The 17,674-nt window shown below is 71.4% G+C and carries 17 protein-coding genes and 1 tRNA gene; 4 read left to right on the top strand and 14 right to left on the bottom strand.

Annotated features, from left to right (window positions below; translation table 11 throughout):
• Window positions 1-434: 434 nt before the first annotated feature.
• Window positions 435-518 (bottom strand) — tRNA-Tyr (locus ACLQ29_RS14150).
• A 147-nt stretch (window positions 519-665) separates the two neighbouring features.
• Between ACLQ29_RS14150 and ACLQ29_RS14145 the strand changes: the two genes are divergently transcribed.
• Complete coding sequence (locus ACLQ29_RS14145) at window positions 666-1,160, top strand: YajQ family cyclic di-GMP-binding protein (protein WP_425772026.1); 495 nt, start codon at window positions 666-668, stop codon at window positions 1,158-1,160.
• Window positions 1,161-1,343: 183 nt separating this feature from the next.
• Here ACLQ29_RS14145 and ACLQ29_RS14140 read toward each other — a convergent pair whose 3' ends face one another.
• The 9 genes from ACLQ29_RS14140 to ACLQ29_RS14100 form a co-directional block, all read right to left on the bottom strand.
• Window positions 1,344-1,943, bottom strand: coding sequence for a hypothetical protein (locus ACLQ29_RS14140; RefSeq protein WP_425772025.1), 600 nt, complete (start codon window positions 1,941-1,943; stop codon window positions 1,344-1,346).
• A gap of 171 nt (window positions 1,944-2,114) precedes the next feature.
• Window positions 2,115-3,374, bottom strand: coding sequence for an MFS transporter (locus ACLQ29_RS14135; RefSeq protein WP_425772024.1), 1,260 nt, complete (start codon window positions 3,372-3,374; stop codon window positions 2,115-2,117).
• Between the two features lie 137 nt (window positions 3,375-3,511).
• Window positions 3,512-4,387, bottom strand: a complete 876-nt coding sequence (gene htpX / locus ACLQ29_RS14130) for a zinc metalloprotease HtpX (RefSeq protein ID WP_357253621.1) — start codon at window positions 4,385-4,387, stop codon at window positions 3,512-3,514.
• A 112-nt stretch (window positions 4,388-4,499) separates the two neighbouring features.
• On the bottom strand, window positions 4,500-6,035 hold the full coding sequence (locus ACLQ29_RS14125) for an NADH-quinone oxidoreductase subunit N (RefSeq protein ID WP_425772023.1): 1,536 nt from the start codon (window positions 6,033-6,035) through the stop codon (window positions 4,500-4,502).
• A complete protein-coding gene (locus ACLQ29_RS14120; protein WP_425772022.1) occupies window positions 6,032-7,540 on the bottom strand; it encodes a complex I subunit 4 family protein in 1,509 nt (502 codons plus the stop codon). Before ACLQ29_RS14120 ends, ACLQ29_RS14125 begins: the two co-directional genes overlap by 4 nt.
• Window positions 7,541-7,595: 55 nt before the next feature.
• Window positions 7,596-9,524: an NADH-quinone oxidoreductase subunit L gene (locus ACLQ29_RS14115; RefSeq protein ID WP_425772021.1), complete on the bottom strand. Its 1,929-nt coding sequence runs from the start codon at window positions 9,522-9,524 to the stop codon at window positions 7,596-7,598.
• Window positions 9,521-9,883, bottom strand: coding sequence for an NADH-quinone oxidoreductase subunit NuoK (gene nuoK / locus ACLQ29_RS14110; RefSeq protein WP_425772020.1), 363 nt, complete (start codon window positions 9,881-9,883; stop codon window positions 9,521-9,523). Before nuoK ends, ACLQ29_RS14115 begins: the two co-directional genes overlap by 4 nt.
• Window positions 9,880-10,443: an NADH-quinone oxidoreductase subunit J family protein gene (locus ACLQ29_RS14105; RefSeq protein WP_425772019.1), complete on the bottom strand. Its 564-nt coding sequence runs from the start codon at window positions 10,441-10,443 to the stop codon at window positions 9,880-9,882. The genes nuoK and ACLQ29_RS14105 overlap by 4 nt, the downstream gene beginning before the upstream one ends.
• Before the next feature lie 25 nt (window positions 10,444-10,468).
• Window positions 10,469-11,083: a NuoI/complex I 23 kDa subunit family protein gene (locus ACLQ29_RS14100; protein ID WP_425772018.1), complete on the bottom strand. Its 615-nt coding sequence runs from the start codon at window positions 11,081-11,083 to the stop codon at window positions 10,469-10,471.
• A 95-nt stretch (window positions 11,084-11,178) separates the two neighbouring features.
• Between ACLQ29_RS14100 and ACLQ29_RS14095 the strand changes: the two genes are divergently transcribed.
• Complete coding sequence (locus ACLQ29_RS14095; RefSeq protein WP_425772017.1) at window positions 11,179-11,751, top strand: Uma2 family endonuclease; 573 nt, start codon at window positions 11,179-11,181, stop codon at window positions 11,749-11,751.
• Here ACLQ29_RS14095 and ACLQ29_RS14090 read toward each other — a convergent pair.
• Window positions 11,732-12,157, bottom strand: a complete 426-nt coding sequence (locus tag ACLQ29_RS14090; protein WP_425772016.1) for an ester cyclase — start codon at window positions 12,155-12,157, stop codon at window positions 11,732-11,734. The genes ACLQ29_RS14095 and ACLQ29_RS14090 overlap by 20 nt on opposite strands.
• A gap of 72 nt (window positions 12,158-12,229) precedes the next feature.
• Here ACLQ29_RS14090 and ACLQ29_RS14085 point away from each other — a divergent pair, with 72 nt between their 5' ends.
• Window positions 12,230-13,291: a glutathione S-transferase family protein gene (locus tag ACLQ29_RS14085; protein ID WP_425772045.1), complete on the top strand. Its 1,062-nt coding sequence runs from the start codon at window positions 12,230-12,232 to the stop codon at window positions 13,289-13,291.
• 150 nt (window positions 13,292-13,441) lie between these two features.
• Here the strand turns inward: ACLQ29_RS14085 and ACLQ29_RS14080 are convergent, their stop codons facing one another.
• Together ACLQ29_RS14080 and ACLQ29_RS14075 are read right to left on the bottom strand one after the other, a co-directional pair.
• Window positions 13,442-14,404 carry a complex I subunit 1/NuoH family protein gene (locus ACLQ29_RS14080; RefSeq protein ID WP_357807644.1) on the bottom strand — a complete coding sequence of 321 codons (963 nt, stop codon included), beginning with the start codon at window positions 14,402-14,404 and terminating at the stop codon, window positions 13,442-13,444.
• Window positions 14,404-15,165: an NADH-quinone oxidoreductase subunit C gene (locus tag ACLQ29_RS14075; RefSeq protein ID WP_425772015.1), complete on the bottom strand. Its 762-nt coding sequence runs from the start codon at window positions 15,163-15,165 to the stop codon at window positions 14,404-14,406. The genes ACLQ29_RS14080 and ACLQ29_RS14075 overlap by 1 nt, the downstream gene beginning before the upstream one ends.
• A 105-nt stretch (window positions 15,166-15,270) precedes the next feature.
• Here ACLQ29_RS14075 and ACLQ29_RS14070 point away from each other — a divergent pair, with 105 nt between their 5' ends.
• Window positions 15,271-16,317 (top strand): glucose 1-dehydrogenase, encoded by a 1,047-nt coding sequence (locus ACLQ29_RS14070; RefSeq protein ID WP_425772014.1) that lies wholly within the window; start codon window positions 15,271-15,273, stop codon window positions 16,315-16,317.
• A gap of 16 nt (window positions 16,318-16,333) precedes the next feature.
• Here the strand turns inward: ACLQ29_RS14070 and ACLQ29_RS14065 are convergent, their stop codons facing one another.
• The gene (locus ACLQ29_RS14065) at window positions 16,334-17,650 is read right to left on the bottom strand and encodes a DUF2252 domain-containing protein (RefSeq protein ID WP_425772013.1); all 1,317 of its coding nucleotides are present in this window, start codon (window positions 17,648-17,650) and stop codon (window positions 16,334-16,336) included.
• Window positions 17,651-17,674 lie beyond the last annotated feature (24 nt).

The raw sequence follows: 17,674 nt of genomic DNA, 5'->3' as shown, positions 1-17,674 counted from the left end.
CAGACGAGCCCACTACGCCCGCCGCCTCAACCTCGAATTCCAACCATGATCACGAATGGCGGCTGTCGTACTAGACGCAGCACGACCGCGGTTAGGCGGTACGGAAGCCGGGGGGGCGCTCAGATCGAGGGCCAGGGCTTCCGACTGCCGCGCCAGTCCAACCCCGGGACTGGCTTGCCCCCGGCCCAACTCCCGCAGCCAGCAGAGCCCGACAAACAGCCCTCAGCCGGTCGCTCCAAGCACGGCCATATCAGGCCAGCAACTCACTAGAGCATGAGCGTTCGCAGCCCCAGGAGAGCCCTGAGAGGCAAGATCGACCTGCCCACCATCTGCCCACAACCAGTCGTCAGCGGCTGGACTCAGCCGGACCCGGCCAGACAAACGACAACGGCCCCCGATCAGCATCTCTGCTGGTCAGGGGCCGAGTCTGCACCTGGTGGCGGGTAGAGGATTCGAACCTCTGAAGCTTTCGCGACGGATTTACAGTCCGCTCCCATTGGCCGCTCGGGCAACCCGCCAGGGCACCCCACCGCGTCGTAACGCGGCGGCGGAAGCAAGGATAGCGGCTCCCCCCGGTACCGACGCAACCGGGTACGGTCAGGGGGTCGTGCCGCTGGTCGGTGGCCGACGGCAGGCCCAGACCGCCGGACAGCAGGAGCAGAAACATGGCAGCGAACCCGTCGTTCGACATCGTGAGCAAGGTTGACCGTCAAGAGGTCGACAACGCCCTCCGGCAGGCGGTTAAGGAGCTCGCGACTCGGTTCGACTTCCGCGGCACCGGCGCGGAGATCTCCTGGTCTGGTGAGGAGGCGATCGGCCTTCAGGCAGAGACCGAGGAGCGCGTGCTCGCCGCACTGGACGTGTTCAAGGAGAAGCTCGTCAAGCGGAACATCTCGCTGAAGGCGCTTGACGCGGGCGAGCCGCGCTCGTCCGGCAAGATTTTCAAGATTGACTGCAAGGTGGTCCAGGGCATCGAGCCCGACAAGGCCAAGGTCATCAGCAAGAAGATCCGCGACGAGGGCCCCAAGGGCGTGCAGGCGCAGATCCAGGGTGACCAGTTGCGGGTCACGGGCAAGAAGAGGGACGACCTCCAGGCGGTCATCTCGCTGCTCAAGGGCGAGGACTTCGGCGTCGCCCTGCAGTTCGACAACTACAGGTAAGGCAACCGCTCGGGCGCAGGTCGCTAGCTCGCTTACGCCGTTCGACCTGCGACCTGCGACGGCAGGCAGACGGCGGCCACCCCGGCCGCCGCCTGCGACCTGCGTAAACGTCGTCGCCGATGGTCATCGGCGGCTGACCTTGTGCGGCCTCCGGCGGCCTGGCGACGGCCCCACAACCTCCGACTAACCGCGACGATCTGGCCCGGCCTCACGTACCCACGTGTCGAAATCGTCGACGGTGCGCGCTCCGTGGTCGAGCACCGCCGTATAGATGTCCCAGCCCCGCACCTGTTGGCCGTACTCCGCTCGACCTGCCCACGCGTCTTTGATCGTCAGGATCGCCGCGCGGCTCGCGGCGGTCAGTCGTTGCGGCAGCGTCCGCAGGTGCTCCAGGTCGGGCTGGCGGTCTGGCTCGTCGACGAACCAGATGTCGACCGACCACATCTCGCCGAGTTGGCTGGCGCACTGCACTTTCAGGTACAGGCCGTCGGGATAGGTAGGGTCGATGTTCCAGCGACCGGTGTCGTTGCGGAAGGTCACCTCACGTACGCGCTGATGTGTTGCGATCCGCGCACCTGTCGTTGCCACAGCCTCGGCGTCGAGCCGGGTCGAGACCACGGTGAGGTCGAGGTCGCGCCACACCATCAGGCCGAGCGCGGCGCTGCCGACGCAGACAACCTCGCCGTGGGCGGAGAGGTGGGCGTCCAGACCGAGGTCTGCACGCACCTCCAACGCCTCACGCTGTAGCTCGTCCTGTCGGCGCAGCAGCTCGCTTGTTCGCATCCGGGCGATGATGCCAGCCATCGTCGAGCGAGATACCGGCTGAGTCCGCAGTTCCTTGATGTCGGGGCATCTTCGCGCCCGAGATAGCCCGACATCAAGGAAGCCGAGTGGATCAAGCGGAGTGGATCAAGCCGAGCGGGGCACGCCCGAGCCGAGGCAGGCACGAGAGCGTCAGACCGGGACGGGGGCTTCGGCGCGTACCGCTGTGGTTTCGGCGCGGGCGATGGGCCCGGTGGGCAGGGCCGCGACCCCGGCGCCGACGGCGACGGCCGCCCCGGCGAACAGGAACGCCCACCGGACACCGCCGGCGTGATCCACGATCAGGCCGGCCACCGAGCCGCCCGCGGCGCTCGCCGCTACCGCGACGGTGACCACCCAGGTGTACGCCTCGTTCAGCATGCCGGCCGGGGCGATGCGGCCGACCAGGGTGTTCTCCAGGGTCAGCGCGGGCGCGATGGTGGCTCCACCGACGACCAGGGCGACGCCCAGCGCCAGCGGGGTGGGCATCACCGCGAACACGGCGAAGGTGGCGGCCAACGCGGCGAGCAGCAGGGCGAACTGTCGGGTCATGTTGACCGCCGGCTTGCGGACGCCGAACCAGAACCCGCCGATGGCGCTGCCGATCCCCCAGACGGCCAGGAGGAGGCCGGCCAGGCTCTCCGGGTCGCCCGTGGTGTGGCCGCTGGCGAACGCGGGGACGATCACCCCGGCGGCGCCGAAGGCGATGCCCAGTCCGGCTACGCAGATCAGCAGGGCGGGAAAGCCGGCGACCCGCAGCGGGCCGAGCCCTCGGGCGTGGTGTTCGCGGGGGTGCGGCTGCCAACCGCGCATCACCCGGCCGAGGGCCACGGCGGTGGTGCCGACCAGGGTGACGACGGCGGCACCGATCAGCGCGGCCGCCGCGTCGGCGATGAGCACGAAGGCGGCGACGAGCAGTGGGCCGAGCACGAAGACCATTTCGAACAGCGAGGTCTCGGCGGCGAGCGCCGTGTTGCGCAGGGGGTACCGGCCGGATCCGGGGTTGGTCAGGTCGTTCCAGGCGCCACGGATGGCGGCGGTGAGCGGCGGGTAGGTGGCGCCGGCCACGGCGCTGGCGAGGTAGATGGTGAGGAGGGCGTCGTCGCCCGAGCGGCTGGCCAGCAGCAACCCGATGAGCGCCAACGGGTGGGTCACGGCGGTGATCAACAGGACGGGGCTGGGGCCGACCCGGTCGGCGATCCGCCCGGCCACCGGGCTGAGGGCGGCACCGGCGACGGCGTAGATCCCGCCCGCGATGGCGGCCAGCGCGTACCGCCCGGTCACCTGCTCGACCACCAGCAGCAGCGCCAGCGGGGTCATGCCGATGCCGAGCCGCCCGACGATGCCGAGGACCAGCAGCATCGGGGCGCCGGGAATCCGCCAGACACCCAGATACTGACGCAGCGCGGCCACCGTGAACCTCCCGGGGATGTAATGAGCGTGAGCCGTTACGACCCTAACGCCACCGAAGTCCCGGCCGACAACCGAAATACGGCGCTCCGCCCGTACCCGGGGTGCGCGGGTACGGGCGGAGGCGGTGAATCAGCGGGTCAGCGTTGGAACTGCACCGGCCCCGCGTTGGCGGCCATCTGCTCCAGCCGGGCGACGCGGTCCTCCATCTTCGGGTGGGTGGAGAAGAGCGCGGCCATGCCGCCACCCCGGAACGGGTTGGCGATCATGAGGTGGGCGGTGCTGGTGAGCTGGCCCTGAGCCGGCAACGGCCGACGGCGGGCCACCGCGTCGATCTTGCGCAGCGCGCTCGCCAGGGCCAGCGGGTCACGGCTCAACTCCGCGCCCGAGGCGTCCGCCTGGAACTCGCGGCTCCGGCTGATCGCCAACTGGATCACGGTCGCCGCGATCGGGCCGAGGATCAGGGTGAGCAACAGCACGGCCGGGTTCGGTCGGTCCTCGTCGTCCCCACCACCGAGCGGGATGAAGAAGGCGAGGTTGGCGAGCAGGGTGATGATGCTGGCCAGACCTGCCGCCACGCTGGAGATCAGGATGTCCCGGTTGTAGACGTGCGACAGCTCGTGCCCGATCACACCGCGCAGCTCGCGGTAGTCGAGGATCTCGGTGATGCCCTGGGTCACGCAGACCGCCGCGTGCTGCGGGTTACGACCCGTGGCGAACGCGTTGGGCTGCGCGGTCGGGCTGACGTACAGGCGCGGCATCGGCTGCCGGGCGTCGGTCGCCAACTCCCGCACCATCCGGTACAGCTCGGGGAACTGTGCCTCGGTGACCGGTTGCGCGCCCATCGAGCGCAGTGCGAGCTTGTCGGAGTAGAAGTAGGTGACGCCGTTCATGACAAGTGAGATGAGGACGGCGATGACCAGGCCGCCACTGCCACCGAACCCGTAGCCCACCGCGAGGATCAGCGCGGAGAGCAGGCCGAGGAGTGCGGCGGTCTTCAGACGGTTGTGGTGCACGATCTCTCCTTCGGTGCACGGATCGCCGGGATCCGCTGACCGGTGCAACAACCCGGTACCCGCCAACCATCCGTCTCAACGCTGAGAGTTCACTGAGACTGGAATCCGCAGGTCAGCGGCCCGCGAGGTCGAGCACCAACTGCGGGGCGACACCCAGCACCACGGCGGCCACCGTCGTCACCGCCAGCACCACGGCCACCACACCCACCAGGGGTACGGCGACCGCACCGCCCCCGGCTGGCGCCGCGACCGGGCCGGGCTCCGTCGAGGTCAGTGCCGCGGCCGGGCCGGGCTCCGTCGTCACCGGCGCCCAGAGCGCGGCGGTCACCCGCAGGTAGTACGCCAGCCCGATCACCGCGTTCAGCGCCACCACGAGCGCCAGCCAGGCCGCCCCACCGTCCACCAGCGCCCGCACCACTGTCACCTTCGCGAACAGGCCGGCCAGACCGGGCGGCAGGCCGGCCAGGCCCACGAGCGCGAGACCGAGCGCCGCGCCCCGCCACGGGTGCCGGCGGGCCGCCCCGCGCAGGTCGTCGAGCGTGCCGCCGTCCGCACCGGCCGGGCGCAACGCGGTCACCCCGGCGAACGCGGCCAGCTCCAACACCACGAAGAAGACGGCGTACGCCACCGCGGCGGCGTACGAGGCGGAGCGTGCCTCGTCCGTGCGGCCGGCGGCCAGCGCCAGCGCCCCCAGCGGGGCGAGGATGTAGCCGGCCTGCGCGACGGACGACCAGGCGAGCAACCGGACGGTACGCCGCTGGCGCAGCGCGACCAGGTTGCCGACGGTCATGGTGAGCACCGCGAGCACGGCGAGCACCGGGCCGGTCTGCTCCGCCGGCAGCGCCCGCTGCACCACGACGAGCAGCGCGACGAGGCCACCCAGCTTCGACGCTGTCGACAGGTACGCGGCCACCGGCAGCGGCGCCCCGTCGTAGGTGGCCGGCGCCCAGGCGTGGAACGGCACCGCCGCCACCTTGAACGCCAACCCGACAAGCAGCAACGCCACCGCTGCGCTGGTCAGCGGCAGGTCCCGCACCTCCGGCCGCTCGGCGAGCAGCGCGCCGAGCCGGTCCAGGTGCAGCCCGCCGGTCACCGCGTACAGCAGCGCCGCGCCGAGCAGCGTGACGGTGGTCGCGACCACGCTGACCACGAAGAAGGTAAGTGCCGCCTCGGCGCTGGCGAGGCTGCCCCGACGCAGACCGACAAGCACGTACAGCGGCAGGGTCAACGTCTCCAGGGCGACGATCAGCGTGATCAGGTCGCCGGCCGCGCCGAGCACCACACCACCGGTCATCGAGCAGGCCAGCAGGAAGCAGTACTCCCCCACCGGCGACCGTCCGCCCCGCAGCGCCGGCACGGACAGCCCGAGCACGCCCAGGGTCAGCAACGCCACCACCGCGCCGACCAGAGCGGCCCGGCCGCCGAAGATCCAGGAGCAGTCGGCGCCGACACAGAACGTCCGTCGCTCTCCGGCCGCCCCGACCACTGCGGCGCCGACCGCGGTGCCGAGCGCGCCGAGCGCCGCCACCACGATCGTGGCCCGCGGTCGCGCCAGGAGCAGGTCGGTGAGGAGCACGAGTACGGCGGTGCCGGCGGCCAGGTAGGCAGGTAGCAGCGCGACGTTGTCCACGCCCTGCACGCCGCTCATGGGAAGACCACCCCGATCAGGTCGTTCACGGGAGCCTCGGCCACGCCGAGCACCAGCGTCGGCACCAACCCGATGGCCAACGCGAGCAGCACCAGCGGCACCCACGCGGTCAATTCCGCACCGGCCAGGCCGGGGCCGACCCGACCGACGGCGGCACTCGGCCGATTGTGGGTGACCTGGCGCAACAGGCGCAGGAAGTACGCGGCGGTGAGCGCCGCACCGACCGCCGCCAGCACCCCGAGGGTGGTCCAGAGTGGGCCGCCCACCTGCACGGCGGCGATCACCGCGAACGCCTCACCCCAGAAGCCGGCCAACCCGGGCAGGCCGAGCGAGCCGATCGCCGCGAACGCGAGCAGGCCGGCCAACCGGGGCGCGGTCTCCCGCAGCCCGGACAACTCGGCCAGGGTGCCCGTGCCGGTACGGTCCTTCACCGCACCGGCCAGGAAGAACAGCAGCGCGGTGAGCACCCCGTGCGCGATGTTGCCGATCAACGCCGCCTGGATGCCCACAGTGGTCAGCGTGGCGACGCCGAGCAGCACGAAACCCATGTGCCCCACGCTGGAGTACGCGATCAGCCGCTTCAGTTCGGTCTGGGCCAGACAGACGAGCGAACCGACAAGGATCGCGGCGACGGCCAGCACCCCGAGCACCGGCGCCGCCCAGCGGGCACCCTCCGGTGCCACCCCCACCGCCACCCGGATCAGCCCGTAGGTGCCCATCTTCAGCAGCACCCCGGCCAACACGACACTGCCCACGGTGGGGGCCTGGGTGTGCGCGTCGGGTAGCCAGGAGTGCAGCGGCCACAGCGGGCTCTTCACCGCGAACGCCACCGCGAACAGGCTGAACGCGGCCAACTGGGTGCCCCGGGACATCCCCGCGCCGCCGGTCAACGCCATCAAGTCCGCGGTGCCGGTGGCCGTGACCACCACGTACACGCCGACCAGCAGGAACACCGAACCGAACAGGGTGTAGAGCGCGAACTTGCGGGCCGCCCGACGCCGGTCCGCGCCGCCCCAGCCGGCGATGATCGCGTACATCGGCAGCAGGACGACCTCGAAGAAGAGGAAGAACAGCACCAGGTCCAGGGCGAGGAAGGTGCCCAGGATGCCCACCTCGACCACCAACAGCAACGCGACCAAGGCCCGGCCACTGCCGCCGTCCGGCACCCGCCACACCGTGTACGCGCAGCAGAGCAACGTGAGCAGCGCCGTCAACACCACAAGCGGCCAGGAGATCCCGTCGACGCCGAGGTGGAGACGCAACTCCAGGCCGGGCACCCAGGGCCGATACAGGTAGTGCCAGGGGTACAACCTCGGAAACTCGCCTGGCCAGCCCACCCACTCCAGGCGGCCGAACACCAGCGCCACCGCGGCCACCAGGGTCAGCGCCGCCGCGACCGTCCCGACCAGCCGGGCCGCCCGGTCCCGGGGTGTCGCCACCACCGCGACCGCACCCAGCGCCGGCACCGCCAGCACGGTAACCAGCAACACCTCCCCAACCCTCACCGGACCGCCTTCGTTCGCGACTGCGGGGCGCGCAACCCCGGCGCACTCCTCACGCTCACCGGACCACTCCGATCGCGGCGGCGGCGAGCCCGATCAGCAGCGCACCGGCCAGCACGGCGGCGGCGGCCCGGGGCAGCGCCGCCCGGTGCAGCGCGGCCAGCCCCGCACCCAGACCGGTCGCGGCCCGCCCGCTGCCTTCGACGGCGCCGTCCACCACCACCTCGTCACCGAGGCGAGTGACGCGGGCCAGCGCGCGGACGGGGCGTACGACGAGAGTGTGCTGGACGTCGTCGAGCCGGAACGCGCGGGCGAAGACCGGCCGCAGCGGACCCAGCGCGGCCGCCGGGTCGGCGGCCGGGTTCCGACGCCAGCCCAGCGTGACGAGCCCCCCGCCGACCAGCAGCAACGCGAGCGGCAGCAGCACTCCCGACCCGACATGGACCAGGCCGTCCTCGGAGCCCGCCACCGGCACCGTCGGAAACCGCAGGCGGTCGGCGAACGCGCCAACGAAGCCGACCAGGCCGAGCAGCGCGGCCGGCACGGTCAGCAGCAGCACCGGCCAACGCAGCACCGCGGGCGGGTCGTGCGGCCGGACCAGCGGCAGTCGTGGGGCGCCGAAGAAGGCGCGGAGCAACAGCCGGCCCGCGTACCAGGCGGTGATCGCCACGCCGAGCAGACCGGCGATCCAGACGATCCAGCCCACCCAGGACGGTGCCGGGCCGGTGCCCTCCAGCGCGGCGGCCTCGGCCACCGTGAGGACGCCGTCCTTGCTCCAGAACCCGGCCAACGGCGGCACCCCGGCCAGCGCGCCCAGGCCCACCACCGTGCACCAAAACGTCACGGGCATACCACGCCGCAGCCCGCCCATCTCCGACATCAGGGTGGTGCCCACGGTGTGGATCACCGCGCCGGCGGCGAGGAACAGCAACGCCTTGAACGCGGCGTGGGTGAGCAGGTGGAAAAGCGCCGCCGCCGGTGAGCCGACCGCCAGTGCGCCGGTCATGTAGCCCAACTGGGACACCGTCGACCAGGCCAGCACCCGCTTGATGTCGTCCTGCGCGGTGGCGGCGAGCGCGCCCAGCAGCAGGGTGATCGCGCCGAGCACCCCCAGCACCGTCAGCGTCACCGGCGCGGCCGTGAAGATCGGATAGAGGCGGGTAACGGCGTACACCCCGGCGGCGACCATCGTCGCCGCGTGGATCAGCGCGGAGATCGGCGTCGGGCCGGCCATCGCGTCCGGCAGCCAGGTGTGCAGCGGGAACTGCGCGCTCTTGCCGGCCACCCCGGCGAGCAGCAGCAGGCCGGCGGCGGTCAACGTCGCCGTGGAGTGGTCGTGGGCGAGCACATCGGCGATCCGGAAACTGCCCGTCGACACGCCCAGCAACGCGATGCCGAGCAGGAACCCGACGTCACCGACCCGGGTCACCAGGAATGCCTTCATGGCGGCGGCGGGGGCGCCGGGCAGTCGGCGGTCGTGGGCGATGAGGAGGTACGAGCAGAGGCCCATCACCTCCCAGCCGACCAACAGCATGATCAGGTCACCGGCGACCACCACCAGCAGCATGGCGCCGGTGAAGAGGCTGATCTGCGCGGCGTACGGCGGGTAGCGGTGGTCGACGTCGACGTCGTCGTACGGACCGCGCCGCAGGTAACCGATCGAGTAGACCTGCACGGCCAGCGCGACCGCGGTGACCGCCACCGCGACAAGCGCGGCGGCCCCATCCAGTCGTACGCCGAGCGTCACCGCCAGCCCGCCGACGTCGATCCAGGTGGTCGACGTCTCCGTCGGCCTGTCGACGGTGAGCAGCAGCGCGACGGCCAGAGCCAACGCGCCGGCCGCGCCGGTGACGCCGAACGCCACGGCCACCCGTCGCGCCCGGCCACCCGTCGTGTCGGCGTGGCGTGGAGCCGGCGGCAACAGCAGGCCGGCCAGGCCGGCGACAAGCGGTACGGCGGGCAGCAGCGCCCCGAGCAGCCCGGTCACCGGCGAGCCTCCGTGTCCAGGGCGGCCGGCTCTCGCCCGCCGACGGTCTGCGCCGGCTCGGACAACGGCACGTCATCCACCGCGACGGTGGCCCGCAGCCGGTAGAGCTGCAGGACGATGGCCAGCCCCACCCCGATTTCGGCGGCGGCGAGGACGATCACGAACAGCGCGAAGACCTGCCCGGAGTGCGGCAGCACGGCGCGGGCGGTGGTGTCGGCGGTGACCAGGATCAGGTTCACCGCGTTGAGCATCAACTCGACAGACATCAGCACCAGCACCGCGTTGCGCCGGCGCAACACGCCGTAGACGCCGAGGCCGAACAGCAGCGCGGCGGTGACGTACGGGATGACCGGCCTCACCGGCGCCCCCCGGTCCGGACGTCGACCCCGGGCCGATCGGCGGTGGGAGCCGCGTCGGGGCCAGCTCGGCCGATGTCCGGTCGGGACAGCACGATCGCACCCACCAGGGCGGACAGCAGCAGCACCGAGAGCACCTCGAACGGCAGCACCCAGGACTGGAAGATCTGCTCACCCAGCCGCTCGGCGGTGCCCGCGGCGGGCAGCGCGACGGTGCTCCAGCGGTACGCGTCGACGAGCAGGACGGTCAGCCCCAGCCCGGTGCCGCCACCGATCAGGGCGGCCGGCCAGCCGGGCCGGTCCAGGTCGTCGGAAGCGCCGATCGGCGCCCGGGTCAGCATCACCGCGAACAGCAGCAGGACCACCACCGCGCCCACGTAGATCAGCACCTGCACCCAGGCCACCAGCTCGGCGCTGAGCACCAGGAAGTCACCGGCCAGCGCGCCCAGGCACACCACCAGGTAGAGCCCCGCCCGGACCAGGTGCTTCGTGGTCACCACAAGCACGCCGGCACCAACCGCCACCGCGCCGAGAGCGAGCAGCAGCACGTCCGCGCCGGTCACCGGGCCGCCTCTCCGGCTCGGGCGGTCACGTCGCGGGGTCCTGGTCGGCGTCGGGGCGTACCGATGGGGCCGGACGCGCGGCGGCTGCCTTGCGGGCCGCGGCGGTCTCCTCCTTGGCCGGCTCCCCGTTCGGGTCGTGCGCGGGCGGCGCGGGAACGGTGGCCATCCACTGACCGAGGTGGTCCTTGTCGTGCAGCAGGTCCTTGATGTCGTACTCGGCGTACTCGAATTCGGGTGACCAGTAGAGCGCGTCGAACGGGCAGACCTCGATGCAGATGCCGCAGTACATGCAGAGCGAGAAGTCGATGTCGAACTTGTCGAGCACGTTGCGCTGGCGGGGACGGGCGGCGCCGGGCACCACCACTTCCTCCTTGTGCGAGTCGATGTAGATGCACCAGTCCGGACACTCCCGGGCACAGAGCATGCAGACCGTGCAGTTCTCCTCCGACAGCGCGATCACGCCGCGCGAGCGCGGCGGCAGGTCGGGGGCCACGTCCGGGTACTGCTGGGTGGTCGAGCGGCTGGTCATCGTCTTGAGGGTGACCGCCAGCCCCTTTACCAGGCCCGCGCCGGGCAGGCCGCGCGCGCCGGTGGCGCCGGAAGGGTCGCCGTGCTCGCTGGGGTGGGTCATGCCGACCATCCTGCCCTGTGGCCCCGGCGCGCGCGACCACCACCCACAGGTCTAAGGCGGTACCGTGGTCGCGGGGAGAACGAACGCACCTGGAAGGACCTGCCATGACCGCCGCGCTGCAGAGCGACTACCCGCCCGAGAGCGAGTGGACGACTGATGACCTGGACGCGCTGCCCGAGGATGGTCGCCGCCGGGAACTGCTCGATGGAGTGCTGCTGATGTCCCCCTCCCCCACCCGTACCCACCAGACCATCGCCGGCCGGCTGATGGCCGCGCTCGACGAAGACTGCCCCGACGGCTACGACGTGACCCAGGGGGTCGAGGTGCGGATCAACCGCACCCGGTCCTTCACCCCCGACGTGCTGATCACCACGGCTGCCGCGGCGGCTCGCGAGCCGTCGAAGTACGAGCCGCACGAGGTGGTCGTCGCCATCGAGATCGTCTCGCCGAGCACCCGCTCGATCGACCGGGTGTTGAAGCCGGCGCTGTACGCCCAGGCCGGCATCCCGTACTACTGGCGAATCGAGACCGAAGGCGAGTTGGAGGTCGTGACCTACCGGATCGACGCGGTGAACGAGGTCTACACGGAGACCGGGCGGTGGACGAAGTTCGTCGACACCGGCGAGCCCTTTCCGATCAATCTGCCGATCAGCCGGATTACGCCCCGCGCCCGCTGACGGCCGGCGGGAGCATCTCGACGCCGAGCTGTTGCAGCAACTGGAACAACTCGGTGCAGCCCCACACCTCGACGATCCGGCCCGTCGGGTCGAAGCGCAGGAACGTCGCCCCGGAGTAGCTGACCACCTGCCCGGTCGCCGGTACCGGCCCGAACTGCCCGGCGTGCGTGCCGGCGGCCCGCCAGTGCACGGCCACCCGCTCGCCGGCCGCCACCACGTCCACGATCTTGTAGCGCAGGTCCGGGAACGCCGCCCGCCGCTCCCGGTGCCAGGCCAGTGTCGCCTCCGGCCCGGTGCCGCCCAGCCCCGGGCACTCCTCGGCGACCAACTCGTACGCGGACTCCTCCCGGCGCGCGTTCCACACGTCGGTGATGAACCGCCGGGCCGCCGCCTGCACATCCGTCATGCCGGCAGGGTAACCGGGCCGTCCGGCCCCGAGACGGGCCAGGTTGCGCCGCACCCCACGGCCGGGCCGAAGATCCGCGAGGATGGGACGGAGGGCAACGGACCGGAGGATGACGTGGGCGAGGAAACAGGCGGAAAGTACGTCGAGCCGGGTGGCGAGTTCACCCGCGACCAGCGGTACATCGCCACCCGGATCACCGAGGACGGGCGCGACGGATACCCGGTGGAGCCGGGCCGGTACCGACTGGCGGTCAGCCGGGCCTGCCCGTGGGCCAACCGTCTGATCATCGTGCGTCGGCTGCTCGGCCTCGAGGACTCCATCTCGATGGCGGTGGCCGGCCCGACCCACGACGCCCGGAGCTGGACCTTCGACCTCGATCCGGGTGGCCGGGACCCGGTGCTCGGCATCGAGCGCATCCAGGAGGCGTACTTCAAGCGCTTTCCCGGCTACGAGCGCGGCATCACCGTCCCGGCGATCGTCGACGTGCCGACCGGGCAGGTGGTGACGAACGACTACGCGCAGATGAGCCTCGACCTCTCCACCCAGTGGCGGGCGTACCACCGCTCGGGCGCCCCGCAGCTCTATCCCGAGCACCTGCGGGCGCAGATCGACGAGGTCAACGACGTGGTCTTCCGGGACGTCAACAACGGCGTCTACCGGTGCGGGTTCGCCGGCAACCAGGAGGCGTACGACAAGGCGTACCACCGGCTCTTCGACCGGCTGGACTGGCTGACCGAGCGGCTGACCGACCAGCGCTTCCTGGTCGGCGACACCATCACCGAGGCCGACGTGCGGCTGTTCACCACGCTGGTCCGCTTCGACCCGGTCTATCACGGCCACTTCAAGTGCAACCGGCAGAAGCTCAGCGAGCTGCCGGTGCTGTGGGCGTACGCCCGGGACCTGTTCCAGACCCCCGGCTTCGGCGACACCATCGACTTCGATCACATCAAGCGGCACTACTACGAGGTGCACCGCGACATCAACCCGACGGGGATCGTGCCGCTCGGCCCCGACCTGTCCAACTGGGTCACCCCGCACGGTCGGGAGGCCCTGGGTGGTCGCCCCTTCGGCGACGGCACCCCGCCCCCACCCCCGACCGAGCCGGTAGACCCGGCCCACACCCCGCTGCGCTGACCGGAACCTCCCGGCCCCCTCATTCGCGTCGATCTTGCACTTTCTGTCGTCGAGATGCCCCATTTAGCAACTTTCGTCGGAGCAGAAAGTGCAAGATCGACGCGGCAGTGAGGTTGCGGTGAGGGCGGGGGTGGGGTGGGGTGGGGTGGGTTACAGGGCTACGCGGACTGCTGCCGTTAGGACCAGTTGGGCTAGGGAGGCCGGCACCAGCACCAGCCAGCACAGGCGTTGAAGCTGGTCCTCACGGAGCCGGGGGTACGACACCCGCAGCCAGATGATCACGAAGGACACCGCGAAGATCTTGAGTAGCGTCCAGAGCCAACCCAGCTGATCGTCGGCGAACGGGCCCTGCCAGCCACCGAGAAACAGCACGGTGGTCAGCGCGGCGATGACCACGATGCCGACGTACTCGGCGAGCAGGAAGAACGCGAAGCGCAGACCCGTGTATTCGGTCATGTAGCCGAAAACCAGCTCCGAGTCCGCCACCGGCATGTCGAACGGCGGCCGGCGGATCTCGGCCAGCCCGGCGACGAAGAAGACGATCATCGCGGGCGCCTGCCAGAGCAACCACCACGGCTGCCACGCCTCGACGATGCCGGAGAGGCTGAGCGTGCCGGCCGCCATCGCCACCGAGGCGGCGGCCAGCACCAGCGGCAGCTCGTAACCGAGCAACTGGGCGGCCCCGCGCAGCCCACCGAGCAGGCTGTACTTGTTTGCCGACGCCCACGCCGACATGAGCACCGCCACCACACCGACACCGACCACGGCCAGCACGAAGAACAGGCCGATGTCCAACGGTTGCCCGACCAGGTCGTTCGGGCCGAGCGGGATGACCAGCAGCACCAGCAGGTAGGGCACCAGCGCCACCGCCGGGGCCAGCCGGAACACCGCCCGATCGGCCTCGCGCGGGGTCACGTCCTCCTTCTGCACGAACTTGACCCCGTCCGCGACCAACTGGGCCCAGCCGTGGAAGCCACCCGCGTACATCGGGCCGAGCCGGCCCTGCATGTGCGCCATCACCTTGTGCTCGGCCTGGCCGACGAGCAACGGCAGGGTGAGGAACGCGACGAGCACGCCACCCACCCGCAGCACCAGCTCCACCCAGAGCGGCATCAGGTCGTACCCCCGTCGTCGTCGGTGCGGCCGTCGCGGGCCGCCGGGTCGGTGTCACCCGCGGCGGACCTGGGGGTACGCGTCGGACGGGTCCCCGGAGCGGGCCGCGCCGGACGCTCACCGGCCGGGCGGGCCGGGGTGCCGCCACGCGGGCCCTCCCCCACCCCACCGGCGCCGGCCGGGGTCGGTGTGGTCCCCCACTCGCCCGGAGCGGGTACGCCCGGCGGGCGGATCGGCCGGCGTCCACCGCCGGCCTCGGACTCGCCCGGTTCCTTCGCGCCCGGCCAGGGCTTCGCGACCCGGGAGGCGAGCACGAACTCCTTCCGGAGCGGGTGCCCCTCGAACTCCGGCGGCAGCAGCAGCGGCAGCAGGTCGCCGTGGCCGGCGAAGCCGATGCCGAACATCTCGTGCGTCTCCCGCTCGTGCCAGGCGGCACCCGGGTAGACGTCGACCACCGAGGCGACCGTGGCCGCGTCGCGCGGCAGCCGGGTACGCAGCAGCACACCGTGCCGCAGCCGCGTCGACCAGAGGTGCGCCACCACGTCGAAGCCGTCGGTCAACTCGTCGACGGCGGAGAGCCAGTCGAAGAAGTCGCAGGCCAACGCCTCGTCGTCGCGGGCGGCCCGCACAGCGGTCAGCCAGCTGTCCGGCGGGACGTCCACGGTGGCGCGGGCGAACCGTTGCCCGCCGGAGACCGACGGGGTCGCCGCAGCCGGCGCGAGCAGCGCGACCAGCCGAGCGCCGAGGTCTTCGGGAGTCATGTGGCTGATCCTAGTGCCGGTCGGGTGCGCGCCTGGCCGCCGCCGAGGCTCGGTGATCTGCCGGCTTCGGGAGCGGCGCGGCCCTCGGCGGGGAAAGATGAGGACGTGCGCGCTGTGACTGTGAAACCCGGGGTCCCCAACTCGCTGAGCCTCGTCGAGGATCAGCCGGAGCCGGCTGCCGAGGAGGGCTCTGTCCTGGTCGAGGCGCTGGCGGTGGGGATCTGCGGCACCGACCACGAGATCATCGCCGGGGAGTACGGCGAGGCGCCGCCGGGCGCCGACCGCCTGGTCATCGGGCACGAGTCACTGGGCCGGGTGATCGAGGACTCCAGCGGCACCCTGCAACCCGGTGATCTGGTGGCCGGGATCGTCCGGTATCCCGACCCGGTGCCCTGCTCGAACTGCGCGGTCGGCGAGTGGGACATGTGCCGGAACGGTCAGTACACCGAGCACGGCATCAAGGCGCTGGCCGGGTTCGCCCGGGACCGCTGGCGGGTCGAACCGCGGTTCGCGGTCGCGCTCGACCCGGCGCTGGCCCAGGTGGGCGTGCTGCTGGAGCCGACGAGTGTGGTGGCGAAGGCCTGGGACCACATCGAGCGGATCGGACACCGGGCCGAGTGGCAGCCGCAGACGGTCCTGGTGACCGGTGCCGGGCCGATCGGGCTGCTGGCCGCCCTGCTCGGCACCCAGCGTGGGCTCACCGTCCACGTGCTGGACCGGAGCACCGACGGGCCGAAGCCGGAGCTGGTCGCCGGGCTCGGCGCCACCTACCACACGGTGCCGGTCAACGACCTGCCCTTCGAGCCGGACGTGGTGATCGAGTGCACCGGCGCTCCCACCGTGGTCCTCGACGTCATGTGCAAGGCGGCCCCCACCGGGATCGTCTGCCTGGCCGGGGTGTCCAGCGGTGGTCGGAGCATCGACTTCGACGCCGGTGCGCTCAACCGGGCGTTGGTGCTGGAGAACAACGTGGTCTTCGGCTCGGTGAACGCCAACCGGAGGCACTGGAACATGGCCGCGCAGGCGTTGGCCCGCGCCGACCAGGTCTGGTTGGAGTCGCTGATCACCCGTCGGGTGCCGGTGAACAGGTACGCCGACGCGTACACCCCCGGGCCGGACGACATCAAGGTGGTGTTGGAGTTCGCCTCCTGAGCGCCGTCCCTCCCACTCAGATGCCCGGTAGCCGGCCGTTGCGGAACAGGTCGACGAAGAGCTGGTGGTCCTGCCGGGCGCGCACCCCGTACGCGTGCGCGAAATCGACCAGGTGGGCGACGAAGCCCTGTTCGTCGGTGTCCACCGCGGCCACGATCGCCTCCTCTGTGGAGTAGTCCACCAGGTCGTGACTGGACTCGTCGTCGGCGACCGAGTGCATCCGGGCCACCGCCCGGCCCAGGTCGACGAGCACCCCGGTCAACTCCTCCGGCTCGTTCACGTCCGACCAGTCCAGGTCGGCTGCGTACGGGGAGACCTCGGCGACGAGCTGACCGGCCCCGTCCAGCTCGGTGAAGCCCAGCCACGGGTCGGCGTGCGCCTGCAACGCCCGCTGCGACTCGGCGGTCCGGTGGCCCTGGTGCTGGAAGTAGTCGCGGACCGACTCGTCGGTGACGTACCTCGCCACGGCCGGCACCTGTGCCTGCTTCATGTAGATGACGACGTCGTTCTCCAGGGCCTGGGTGTGCCCCTCCAGCAGCAGGTTGTACGACGGCAGCCCGGCCGAACCGATGCCCACCCCCTTGCGCAGCACCACGTCCTTGATCCGTGCCGCGACCGGCCGGAGCTGCGTCGAGGCGGTCGGCAGGGTGCCCAGGTAGTCCTGGAAGGCGGCGCGCACCCGGTCCCGGGTGGCGTCGTCGACCTCGAAGACCCCGTCCCCGATGGAGAACCGCCGCTCGTAGTTGTCGATGGTGGTCTGCGTGGCGAGCAGGTCCACGCGGGTGTTGAGCCGGGCCTGCTGGAGCACCCGGCGCAGCACCCCGTCGGCGTTCTCCAGGGTGATCGAGCCGATCGCGTCGTCGCCGCCGGCGGCGATCGCCCGCAGCTCGGCCAGGTACGACCGGGCGAAGCCGGCCACCAGGTCGCCGATCGCCGCGTCGGAGAGCGCCTTGCCGTAGCCGAGCAGCGCCACGCTGGCCGCGAGCCGACGCAGGTCCCAGGTGAACGGCCCGACGTACGCCTCGTCGAAGTCGTTGACGTTGAACACGAGTTGCCCGGAGGCGTTCATGTAGGTGCCGAAGTTCTCCGCGTGCAGGTCGCCGTGGATCCACACCCGGCTGGTCCGCTCGTCGAGGAACCGGTCGTCGGCGAAGTCACCGCGCTGGTCGGCGTAGAACAGCGCGGCGCTGCCCCGGTAGAAGGCGAACGGAGAGGCGGCCATCTTCCGGAACTTGCGGCGGAAGGCGGCCGGGTCGATCGCCATGGACTCGCCGAACTCGTCGGTGAGCACGTCGACGATGTGGGCGGACCGCTGGTCCACTGAGCTGCTCATGATGCGCAGGCTAGTCCGGCCCGG

The sequence above is a fragment of the Micromonospora sp. DT228 genome, assembly GCF_049841595.1.
GTDB lineage: Bacteria > Actinomycetota > Actinomycetes > Mycobacteriales > Micromonosporaceae > Micromonospora.
This window is presented reverse-complemented; position numbering and strand designations above follow the sequence as displayed.